Below are 11,460 nucleotides of genomic sequence, written 5' to 3' on the forward strand. Positions count from 1 at the left end.
ATAGAAAAAAAAATACACCAAAGTATGTTGTAGTTCATTTCAATATACTTTCTAATATAATAATAAACTATAAATTATAGTTTGTAAATTATGATTTATAGTTTGATAAATATGATTTCTAATGTTAAACTATTCTCATATATTGAAATTACTAGGAGTGGTATACATATGCAAAAAAGAAATTTAACTAAAGAAAAAATTATTCAAGCTACTTTTTCATTAGCTGATGACATCGGTCTTAATGAAGTTACATTTCCTAAAATTGCTGATAAGCTTGGCATAAAATACCCATCTTTATATAATCATTTTAGTAATATAAATAATCTAAAAATAGAGATGACAATATTTTTTTTAAAAGAGTTAAATTTAAAATTAATGCAGAGATTGATCGGTAAAAGTGGTGAAGATGCCATTCGTGAATATGCGTATGTTTACAGAGATTTTGCTTTTAAAAATAAGACAGCTTATGGACTTTTTGTAAATATCCCAAGCACTAAAAATGAGGAAGTTCTACGTTTGGCAAAAGAGACCAACAATATTATCCATCAAATTTTAGATTTTTATATTAAAGATAAAACTTTATTAATACATAAAAGTCGAGCATTAAGAAGTGCTTTACACGGATTCGTATCTTTATATTCATTTGGATATTTTCACGGTGAAGCAGATTTAGAAGATAGTTTTCACTTTATGATTGATGATTATATTTCCTCACTTTCAGGAAAATAAAATATGTTCTCTTTAAACGCACTTCTATCTAATACTTACACTTATGCAATAAACTCATCGAAATGAGTAGCATACTTTTGTTCCAGTTTCCAAGGAAATTTACTCATTAGATGAACATATTTACAAATTTACTAGAACTTTAAGTTGATATCTTCACCAGAAATCATAAACATTTTTGTGAAGAAAACATTTAAAAATGAGCTGTCAAAGGCTCTTAGTTGAAGGTTGTTCCACTTTAGCTTGTCACACCAAAGGTGGGAGCATGCTGAAATGGTGCAACCTTCAACTTAGAGCCTTCAGCGATATTTTTGTAGTTTTCGGAATAAAAATGTTTATGATTTCGGTAAGTTACATCATGAATCTAAGTTTTATATTGGATATCTATAGTTTTATTTTTGACTAGAAGCTAATGCATTTTCAATAGCTTTTAAAATTGTTTTACTACTATTTGTTGCTCCTGAAATAGTATCCACTTTCAAACTTTGAGCTTTGACCACCATCTCTGGAATGATTTCTGCAGGTTTTCCTCTGCCGTTTTTATGTTCTAATAAGTCTACCTCTTCAATCTTATGATCTTTAACTGTAACTGAAACTTTTGCACTAATTAAATCAGCATCATAGGTACCAATATATTTTCCATCTGAAATCTTTGATAAATCTACATTATTGATTGTTAATTCCCTAATTGCTTTTTGATAATTTTTGACAGAGATTAAATATTTTCCTCCAGCTATAACACCAATTATAAATATAATACAGATTGAACTTAATATTATTTTTTTCTTTTTTGACATGGTTAAAAATCCCCTCAAATTTATAGTAATTTTTCATATAACTTAAACCAATCTAATCCGTAGTTTCCAAGACCCAAATCAACTGTATCTACATACTTAAATCCACATTCTTCATAAAGCCTTATGGCTGGCACGTTGCCTTCATAAACATCTAATCTAATTGATCTAGCCTTTAGCTTCACACCATGTTCAATAGAAAAATCTATTAACGCCTTACCTACACCACACTTTAAAAACTTAGGATGTACAGCAAATGTATGTATAACAATAACATCTGAATAATCAGATTCAAATTCCCACTTAGCTTTATAGTAGGCTGGTTCAGGTTTGTTACTCAAAATAATAGTTCCAATAATCTTTCCATCATATTTTGCTACATATAGATTACCAGTTTTCACTCCATCAATTGCATTTTGACGAACTGGATATGCATCTTTCCTCCATCCAGGGTAGTTTATTCCTTTATTCAAATAATCATTCAAATCATTATATAGTTGCTCTAATTCATCAATTTCATCTTCAGTTCCCAAATCAAAAGTGATGTACATCAATTCCTCCCCAATCTATGCAAATTATATATTCTACTTCTTTACTTTAATAATCTAATTCGTACATATTATGTAAGTACAATATTATTTGCGGCCCTAACGACTTCTTGAAAAAATACTTTATATCAAGATATCCCCATCGTCTAAATTATCTCTTACACTAGAACCTCATACCCCTCTTTAAGAAGCGACTCAATCCCATTGTCTAAATCACTACTCTTAATGAGGATATAATCTGTATCATATGTTGAAATAGCAAATATACTTATTTTATTATTTGCTAACACTGTACTTATTGAAGAAAGAATTCCAATTAGAGAAAAATCTAAGGGCCCTTCTATTTTTAATACTCTCCAATTCTTCTCACACTGTATATCAATTGGAATATCCTCTTGACTACATACGATTGATAACTCTTCATTAGTTTTTGTTATTGAAAAGAAATCACTTTTTTGAGCCCATTCAGGAATTAATTCATTTTTGTCCAATCTACATACTCCATATATATCTTTAAGTAGCCTCATTGTTAATATTTTTTCCACCATATTTTTCATCCTTTCTTTTGAATACATTTAATAATTGTTTTGTACCTATAAATCCTTCTTAGTCTTTTCCTCTATATAAATATCAAGTGCTTTTATTCCTCTATTTGCAAGCTTCACAAATAAAACAAATCCATAAATTGATATTCCAAACATACCTAGTATTAGTATTATATTAATCAAACTAAATACTGTCATCATAAACTTTCCTCCTAATCACTTATTTGCATAATAACCATTCTTAATATTTATTCCTACGCTATTTTATAATATTTATACTTATTATAACTCTATTTCCTGATTTTTCATAAAACAATTAATTAAGATTTCTAAATTATACAACTTTATATTCAGCAATATAATCCTTTGTTAAATACTATATAAGCTTTAAACAAAACTATAGGTTTTCTATAAGAATTAAAGTTTATACACCTTTAGACTATATATATAGGTATTTTGATACTTACTATTTAGTTTTTATATTTAGGAGGTATATATGGATTATAAATACATTGAAAGTTTAGTTTTGAGATCTAAAAACGGTGATCCAATTTCTAAAGAAGAATTAGCTAAAGAGTTTCGCCCATTGATATTAAATATCGTTAAAAGAACTTTTCTTCATGGCTATGATAACGAAGATATACAAAATGAATGCTATAGAACACTTTTTAAATGTTTATCTATGTATGATTTAGAACGGCATAGATTTGTTGCTTATGCAAGTAATGCAATAAAAAATAATATTAATGATTTGATTAAAAGAGTTAAAAACAGAAGTCCAATTGAAGGTTCCGAAGCACTCACTTTATCTGATAATTTAGAACATAACCTCTCATCTAAAGGCGATAGCCTTGAAGAAGTTCTTTGCAGTGAATCTGATTATGAATTATTAAAAATTGCAATTAATTCCTTAAACAAAGAAGAAAAAGAATTGATTATATTTATCTTCTTTAAAAATAATACAGTTTCAGCTTATGCCGCTTTAAAGAATATGCCTTACTCAACAGTAAATAGAAAGAAAGCCGTTACTTTAATGAAATTAAGTAAGTACTTTATAGATACCCAACACATAATTTAGACTTATGCGTATAACTCACCGAAATAAGAAACATACTTTTGTTCCAGTTTCTAGTTGAGATATTTTTCAAAGAATAAGTTTAAGTCTTAAATTGGATATCTATGTAGATAAACCAGTTATAAGTTTGATTTATGCTTTGAAATATATACTATACCAGAAAGAATGGGTACTCTTTTGTGCAGTGTTTTATTGAGAATTTGGCTGTAGGATTTCTTCAGCCGAAGTTGTTCCATTCGAGCTTGTCATTTGCTTGCCAAAGGAGCATGCTCAAATGGGCACAACTTCTGCTGGTAGAAATCCACAGCCAAATTCTCTAGAAACCGAAACAACAGAGTACCCGTTCTTTCGGTGAGTTATATACATAAATCTAAATTACATATTGTTTATCTATGATATTTTTTATTTATAATTTTTACCTCTAAGAGTAATAAGCATTAACAGCAATCCAGTAATTGTCATAATCAACCTTAACCAATTATCATAAATATTTATTACATCATAACTAAGAAGAGCTTCTATTGCTATTGATGGAATTTTTCCTATAAAAGTCGCGATAATAAATATCCCACCACTTACATTACTTATTGAAGCCGATAATGTTATGACACCAGATGGTATAAATGGAATCAATCTTCCTTGAAATATTAATAAACCAGCCTTTTTCCCATTACTATTTACTATCTGAGAAATCAATTTATATTTATCTGTTAATTTTTCTATTCTCCTCTTAAAGCCTAACCTATAAATTTTAAAAGTAATATATGCGCCTAGTGATTCACCAATCAAAGATAATAAAAAACCTTCCACAGGTCCGAAGAACAGTATGTTAGCTCCTGTTACAAATACGGATGGCAATATTCCTAAAAGTGAAATCATTATACTAATAAAAATACTTATAGGAATTGCCATAGAGCTGTTATTTTTTAAAATCTCTAGAATTTCACTTATACTGAACATAACTTTCTCCTATGTATTTCAAAGCAGCTAATATTTTTGTATTGAAAGTAAATCATCAATACTTCTATTCATATAATTATAAGAATCATATATTCCTTGATTATAGAATTCCGTGGCTAGCTCATCAATTATGAAATCTAAAATCTTTCCTGATGCTAGATCTCCTAATTCCTCATCTCTTTCATCACAGAAATAATTTTTTATTGCAGAAATCATATCCTCTCTTTTCTCTTTACTTAATTGTATCTTATTTTTATCACTCACTTAAAGCCCTCCATGTAATTTAAGATAGAAGTATTTTCTTATTAATAAATTATAACATATCCCTAGTAAACTTATCTAAATCGATAACAAAAAAATAAAACTAGGGTTTAATTTAAAACCCTAGCTTTATTTTTCAGAAAGACAAGTTGTACTATGGGGACTTTAAAATCATTTTCGGAGTAATCCTAAAATATTATTATTAAAATCATTGTCCATGAGAACCACCTCTTTCATATATTATTGTGCACAATATCAGCTTAAATATGCAAACAAAATTTTTTAATATATGTAAAAACATAAGTATCATTACCTACATAATATATAAAAGTATAATCCCACTAATAACTCCACCAATTACAGCTGATCCCAAATTTGTAAATGACTTTTTAACTTTTCCTCCTGTTACAGCTGATGCAGTAAAAGCACCAACCGCAGCCGCCAGCCCCATATCTATCCATCCACTACTCCCCTGCTGTATCAAGTGATTTTTCATTCCATGGTCTAATATCCAAATTGTCCCTACCACAGTTATAGCCGCTAAAAAACCACCTATTGCTCCAAGTTTATTTACAAACCTTCCCCATAAAAGTCTAATGAAAAATGGCAGTAAAAAAGCTCCCATTATTGTTGTAAAAATAGCTTGTCCGGACATAATTACACCTCCAACTTTCCATCTACTAATTCTATATTTACACTCTCTAGACTTTCTTTTTTAGGTTTGATTTCTATAGTGCCTTTTTCCATTATATGCTTTTCCATTAGTACCGCCATATATCCACCTAAGGCTGCACCAATTACTACATATAATAATGTTGGAACTGAATTTATTAATGATTCAGAGCCATTCACCATATAATTTTTTGCTATTAAACCAATTGCTACCCCCAATCCCATGTCAACAAATGCTGAATCATTATCATGTTTAATTAATCCTATATAATGATTCACACACCACATCGATCCAGTAAGAAAAAACGCAGCCCCATATGTCCCAAAAAGTCCAAATTCATCAAGAAAAATTCCCCATAATCCGTTTATAACAGTTGCTGCCAAAAAATATCCAAAAGTATTTCTCAAAAATCTCATTATTATCCCCCTATTACTCTTTGGTCAACTACTAACTCTAATTTTTTTAATCATGTTAGCATCTATTTTTCTTATCTATTATTCCTAAAAGCTCAAGATGTTCATATAAACTCACAAAATCTTTTTAATCCATATCTCTCTACTTGAAACTAACTTCATAGTTATATATGCCAATTCTATTAAACTAACATTTAAATTCAATTCTTTTTTAACTACGTTTATCATTTCTTTTGCCATTTGATATATAAATTCTATTTAATTTCAGTATCTGCCGGAAATACAATTCCACCTTTATTTCTTGCAGTTGTTTGAACTTCAGTAACTATCAAACTATGATCTAGCATCTTATAGCATTTCTCCAAGTTGTTACTTTTAATAATATCCCTAAATTCAATAAATTCATTAACCATACGATGTTCATAATTGTTCTCATTTATTACAGAACTAGTTCCATCATTCATTAATAATTCGAATCTTTCGCAAACATTAGCTGGAGTATCTTGATAGATACATCCATTATCCCCTTGAATATTATTTGCTATAGGCGCTTTACAATCTTTTGCTCCAATACAAACACATTTAAATTTATCATAGTCTAGTATCAATACTCCAGATGTATCTATTCCTCTTTCAATATTAGGATAATATTCAACATTTTTAGGTTTGCCAAATAAACCAACCACATAATGAATATTATAGATATTTAGATCCATCAAAGCTCCACCAGAAAAATTGGGATCAAAAGCAGGCAGCACATTACCTTCCTTGAAACTATTATACCTACTCGAATATTGAGAATAATTGCATTGAACAATTTTTATATTTCCTAAGGTTGGCAGAAATTCTTTAATCTTTTTATAGTTAGGAAGATATTGATTAGTAATTGCTTCAAATATAAATAATTTTCTTTCTCTAGCTAAATCACTCAATATTAATGCTTCCTTGTATGTTGATGTCATTGGTTTCTCAATAATAACGTTCTTATTTGCCTCTAATGCCTTTTTAGCAAATTCAAAATGCAGATTATTAGGTAATGCAATATACACTGCATCTAAATTACATTTTAATAATTCCTCATAATCATAAAAAATATTTTTAATATTATAAGTATCCTTTAATTCATTCATTACATCTTCGCTGCTTTTTCTTCCAAAAATAGCTTCTAACTCTATATCCTTTAAGTACGGAGTAGCTCTCAATAACTCCTTTACAATCATTCCAGCCCCTATAATTCCTAATTTCATATTCAGTCCTCCCTGCTCTCACATCAGTATTATTTTATACTATCTTAACATAATTTCTTTCCATATTAAACTTCAATTGATTTCTTCTGTACTCTTAAAATATATTTTCCTTAAAGATAAAAAAATATTTAAATTTATCATGATTACATATTACGATATTCTCAATATATTATATATACTAATTATGCAAAAAACACTCACCACAAAATTGTGGCGAGTGCATACATTTTTAATTTTACTATTTATAACTAAAATTATTTTCTAAACTAGTAATTCCCTGTATAACTTTTTCCTTAAAGTTTCTCCCCATTGGTATTTCCAATTCATTTCTTAACTTTAATTTACCCGGTAATACTTTTATAACAAAATCAACATTGATTATATATGATTTATGGGCCCGAATAAATCTAGGATTATTAATTTGCTCTATAATAGTAGTTAATTTTTCTCTTACCCTATACTCGCCAGTTGTACAATGCATTACTAAGTAATGCCCATAAGATTCTATAAAAATAATATTCTTAACATTAAGTCTTATTGTGGCTGTTCCAGATTTTAGTGTAACTACAGTATCTATATTTTTTATATAAGCTAATAATATCTCAATCATATTTTTAAAATCCTCATCAAAATTATCTATACGAATAAATTGTAATGGCTTAACATTTAATGATTGGAATACTAGTGACTCATCTTTACTTAGAAATACAATACAGTTCGCATGAGTATATTCCTTTAATTCTTTAGCACTATTGATTTCATGAGTATCTTCTATTTGATAAAAAATCACCAATATATCGTTACTAGCATAATCTTTTATATAATTTTCTTCCACAAAGGTAACTCTCTCGGAGCCGCTGCCTAAAAACAATTTAATTTTAGACTTCAAACTATCCCTTAGATTATCATCTTTTAAAATCAAATAGGCCTTTATCATTATTTATCCCCCATTTGCCCTGTTGTTTTTCAATTTTATCAATATATTCAGCAAGACTTATACTTCCCTCCTCCATTGCACCTAATAAATTATACTTATCTACTATCTGAATATTACATTCTTCTTTTAAATACTTGACAGCATTAATATATTCTTTATTGTTAGCAGTAACTACTGATCTAAAAGTTACAATAGAGCCCTCCTTCAATTTTATACCAAAATAAACAAAATGCACAGGTGTTGCCGAGATGACCCACATTGTTGTCCAATAAATTCCTATACTTTCAATTTCAGCTAATTTAATTTTAAATGCAAACATATCATTCTTACCATTAAAAATACTTATCAAATATTTTAGTTGTTGAATATAATCATCAATAGCATAGCTTTCTAAGTACAGTCCGTTTATGCACCAATATTGCCTACATCTCACTATAGTTGGAACATATAAAAGCGACAACAATAAAAATGTGAACATAATCGTAATACAAACAATTATAAAATTATATAATTTAAAGTACTCAATTATAGCACTACCTAATATTAAGCTAAAAAATAGCGGCACCATTGCAGAAATAATAATATACAATATAGTAGGTTTTTCTCCTACAACAAATACTTTTTTTGATTCTTCCATATAAACCACTCTCCTTAATTTCTATTATATGAATTCAAATAGAAAAGATAATTGGCTTGGCATGAACAACAATTTAATATCCCATAAGGTATATATAATTACTTAGTTGAATTCCCTTCTCTTGAAACTGCTAGTTAATTTACCTCTCTCCTCAAATATTTTCATCTTGTAAACACGATTTCATCAATTCTATAAACAACAAAAAAATCCAAGGTATAATTCCTTGGATTTTTTGATAAATTACATTTGATTTTTACTATATATATCTTTCACTATTAACCGGCGAAAGTTTGAGTTCCCATGTATTTACCGTTTCCTAATATAACTCCTATACCCACTTTAGTATAAGAAGAATTCATCATATTTGCTCTATGACCTGGTGAATTCCACCATTGGTTAAATAATTCTACTGCATCATAAGTGTTATATGCGATATTTTCACCTGTTGTATTATATTTATACCCTATTGTTTGTAACCAGTTTGTCCACTTTGTTCCGTCTGGATTTGTGTGGTCAAAGAAGTTATTTTGAATCATGTTATTACTCTTATATCTAGCTACTTGAATTAAAGTATTATCTAAAGCTAATGGCTTTAAACCTGCTTCAGTTCTTTTCGCATTCATTAATTCAAGAATTTTTTGTTCAGCAGTAGCTTGTACTGTTATTGAATAGTTTGTAGGTAATTTAGGTAACCCCTGAACATCTGCTGATGTTGTAGATGTATTACTTGTAGTTCCTGTAGTTGTAGTGCTACCAGTATTAGTTGTTGTTACTGGTTTAGTTGTCGTGTTACTTCCTGTAGTTGTACTAGTAGTATTTCCTGTTGTATTATTTGTATTACTAACTGTAGAAGTTTTATTGCTATCTTTTAGTACATCATTATTTGAATTGAATACTTTATCTACTGTTGGGACTTTAGTTCCTATAACCTGTCCACTTTGGTTAGTTATATATACTTTATTGTTTACTAAAACCTTTCCAATCTCCATTATACCTGATTGATTTAAGCAATAAGTTTTACCATTTACCTTAATAACTCCTGTTTGTTTTTCTCCAGCATTATTAAAGAAATACCAATTGCCGTTATTCATAACCCAACCAGTTTTTGCGGAATTATTCATCATTGCATTATAATAATTATTATAATCTGTTGAATTAATAGTTGCTGCAGATACTCCTAATGATGAGAAGCTAGTTATTGTTGTAGCGGCAATTGCTGCAGTTACCATCTTTCTTAGTAAATTCTTTTTCATTAGTTTTTCTCCTTTGTATTTTTTATTTGGCTTCTTGATCTTATATATAAACAATAAAAATTTTTCTTTAACTTCACTCTGCATATTTATTGTTTTCAAGCAAGTCCATGTCTCTATACTAACATCTTTTCGACATAATTCAACATAACATTCTTTGAATTATTTGATTTAAAAGATATTAGCTCCAAACTCCTTTCATATGCTCTTATTTCTTTCTTTATACTCAATGATATCCTTTAACGCCTTATAACCCAAAGGCTAACCCCCTGTATTTTTTTATTTTTTATAATCTTATTTAATTTCACGTCAAATCAGAATGCAAAGCAATTATATAATCAATTAAGTTGATTTATTACAACGATAAATACATACATGAATCTCCAAACTCTACTTGTAATTGTAATAAAACAATTAATGGCTGGTTTTTCCACCTTTACTTGTCCTAATGAGATTAAGGATAAGTAAAAGTAGGTTCAACCGGCCATTAAATATTTTCTCATCAATTATAAATATATCAAATCACTCTAGTGAACATTTTCTTTGTGCATTTTTATATATTTTCTATTAGGTTTTGTTGATTTTAATAATTATGAAGTATATTAGATCAACTTTTCACTCAGAAAGCAATCTATTTGTTTTAAAGTTTTTGCTTTAATCTTAGAGAAATCACCTTCTTGCCTTTCCCAAAGCAATTTGTCAGTAGATATTATTAATAAAGTAGCTTCCACATATCCTAAATTGTCAAACAATCGTTTAGCTTCTTCAATATATATATAATAAATTATTTTGAAATTCTTACTATGCTCCATGGAATGCTTTTCAATTCTTACTTTTATAGAATATAAGTAACTGTTTACTCTACAAATGCCTTTAACAATTTTTAGCATTCCAATTTCATAAGGAATGCTTGTAGCATCAATAAGTAATTTCATCAAATTTTCAATTTTACAATTAGTAAATTCAATCAGATTCAAAATTAAACATTTATTATAAATTTCATCCATATCCATACTATCAGCTTTACTTTTATCTGTTTCCTTGCCTTTATCAGTACTATTTGCTTTACATTTAATATTGCAAGTTCCATCTAGCTCTCTTGATATACGAGTATATATTTGATTAGTCGTCTCTCTCAATTTAATAAGTATATTTAAATATCTATCTCTAAATTCAAAATAATTCATTTATAAATCCCTTTCATAATTATTGATGATAATTTATATTTAATTACTAAATAAAAAACTTATACTTATGCTAAATCATCTGAAAGAATGTAACAACATCTAATACTAAAAATTTTTTAATTTCTATCATCTATTAATATTATTTTATTAACTCATTAACTGTTATTTATGATTTTCTCCTTTATAATTTAAATATTAAGTTTATAT

16 protein-coding genes are annotated in these 11,460 nt (G+C 28.1%); 2 read left to right on the forward strand and 14 right to left on the reverse strand.

Annotated features, from left to right (window positions below):
- Positions 1-168: 168 nt before the first annotated feature.
- The gene (locus CLCHR_RS04150; RefSeq protein WP_079438427.1) at positions 169-729 is read left to right on the forward strand and encodes a TetR/AcrR family transcriptional regulator; all 561 of its coding nucleotides are present in this window, start codon (positions 169-171) and stop codon (positions 727-729) included.
- Positions 730-1,118: 389 nt separating this feature from the next.
- Here CLCHR_RS04150 and CLCHR_RS04155 read toward each other — a convergent pair whose 3' ends face one another.
- The 4 genes from CLCHR_RS04155 to CLCHR_RS24685 form a co-directional block, all read right to left on the reverse strand.
- Positions 1,119-1,523, reverse strand: a complete 405-nt coding sequence (locus CLCHR_RS04155) for an FMN-binding protein (RefSeq protein ID WP_079438428.1) — start codon at positions 1,521-1,523, stop codon at positions 1,119-1,121.
- A 20-nt stretch (positions 1,524-1,543) separates the two neighbouring features.
- Positions 1,544-2,071, reverse strand: coding sequence for a GNAT family N-acetyltransferase (locus CLCHR_RS04160; RefSeq protein WP_079438429.1), 528 nt, complete (start codon positions 2,069-2,071; stop codon positions 1,544-1,546).
- A gap of 155 nt (positions 2,072-2,226) precedes the next feature.
- Positions 2,227-2,616, reverse strand: coding sequence for an ACT domain-containing protein (locus CLCHR_RS04165; protein ID WP_079438430.1), 390 nt, complete (start codon positions 2,614-2,616; stop codon positions 2,227-2,229).
- A 45-nt stretch (positions 2,617-2,661) separates the two neighbouring features.
- On the reverse strand, positions 2,662-2,814 hold the full coding sequence (locus CLCHR_RS24685; RefSeq protein WP_169896760.1) for a hypothetical protein: 153 nt from the start codon (positions 2,812-2,814) through the stop codon (positions 2,662-2,664).
- 295 nt (positions 2,815-3,109) lie between these two features.
- Between CLCHR_RS24685 and CLCHR_RS04170 the strand changes: the two genes are divergently transcribed.
- Complete coding sequence (locus CLCHR_RS04170; protein ID WP_079438431.1) at positions 3,110-3,691, forward strand: sigma-70 family RNA polymerase sigma factor; 582 nt, start codon at positions 3,110-3,112, stop codon at positions 3,689-3,691.
- A 399-nt stretch (positions 3,692-4,090) separates the two neighbouring features.
- On the opposite strand, the gene CLCHR_RS04175 is transcribed toward CLCHR_RS04170, so the two are convergent.
- The 10 genes from CLCHR_RS04175 to CLCHR_RS04220 form a co-directional block, all read right to left on the reverse strand.
- A complete protein-coding gene (locus CLCHR_RS04175) occupies positions 4,091-4,648 on the reverse strand; it encodes a TVP38/TMEM64 family protein (protein ID WP_079438432.1) in 558 nt (185 codons plus the stop codon).
- 27 nt (positions 4,649-4,675) lie between these two features.
- A complete protein-coding gene (locus CLCHR_RS04180) occupies positions 4,676-4,912 on the reverse strand; it encodes a DUF2164 domain-containing protein (RefSeq protein WP_079438433.1) in 237 nt (78 codons plus the stop codon).
- A gap of 310 nt (positions 4,913-5,222) precedes the next feature.
- Entirely contained in the window at positions 5,223-5,564 is a 342-nt protein-coding gene (locus tag CLCHR_RS04185) for a Lin0368 family putative glycerol transporter subunit (RefSeq protein ID WP_079438434.1), read from the reverse strand.
- 2 nt (positions 5,565-5,566) lie between these two features.
- Complete coding sequence (locus CLCHR_RS04190) at positions 5,567-5,998, reverse strand: Lin0368 family putative glycerol transporter subunit (protein WP_079438435.1); 432 nt, start codon at positions 5,996-5,998, stop codon at positions 5,567-5,569.
- 111 nt (positions 5,999-6,109) lie between these two features.
- A complete protein-coding gene (locus CLCHR_RS04195) occupies positions 6,110-6,235 on the reverse strand; it encodes a hypothetical protein (RefSeq protein WP_079438436.1) in 126 nt (41 codons plus the stop codon).
- A gap of 14 nt (positions 6,236-6,249) precedes the next feature.
- Complete coding sequence (locus CLCHR_RS04200; protein ID WP_079438437.1) at positions 6,250-7,242, reverse strand: Gfo/Idh/MocA family protein; 993 nt, start codon at positions 7,240-7,242, stop codon at positions 6,250-6,252.
- A 238-nt stretch (positions 7,243-7,480) separates the two neighbouring features.
- Entirely contained in the window at positions 7,481-8,179 is a 699-nt protein-coding gene (locus CLCHR_RS04205) for a LytR/AlgR family response regulator transcription factor (RefSeq protein WP_079438438.1), read from the reverse strand.
- Positions 8,148-8,816, reverse strand: coding sequence for a hypothetical protein (locus tag CLCHR_RS04210; protein ID WP_079438439.1), 669 nt, complete (start codon positions 8,814-8,816; stop codon positions 8,148-8,150). Before CLCHR_RS04210 ends, CLCHR_RS04205 begins: the two co-directional genes overlap by 32 nt.
- Before the next feature lie 275 nt (positions 8,817-9,091).
- On the reverse strand, positions 9,092-10,069 hold the full coding sequence (locus CLCHR_RS04215; RefSeq protein WP_079438440.1) for a CAP domain-containing protein: 978 nt from the start codon (positions 10,067-10,069) through the stop codon (positions 9,092-9,094).
- Between the two features lie 599 nt (positions 10,070-10,668).
- Positions 10,669-11,253 carry a hypothetical protein gene (locus tag CLCHR_RS04220; RefSeq protein ID WP_079438441.1) on the reverse strand — a complete coding sequence of 195 codons (585 nt, stop codon included), beginning with the start codon at positions 11,251-11,253 and terminating at the stop codon, positions 10,669-10,671.
- Positions 11,254-11,460: the final 207 nt, after the last annotated feature.

This window comes from Clostridium chromiireducens (assembly GCF_002029255.1).
Classification (GTDB): domain Bacteria; phylum Bacillota; class Clostridia; order Clostridiales; family Clostridiaceae; genus Clostridium; species Clostridium chromiireducens.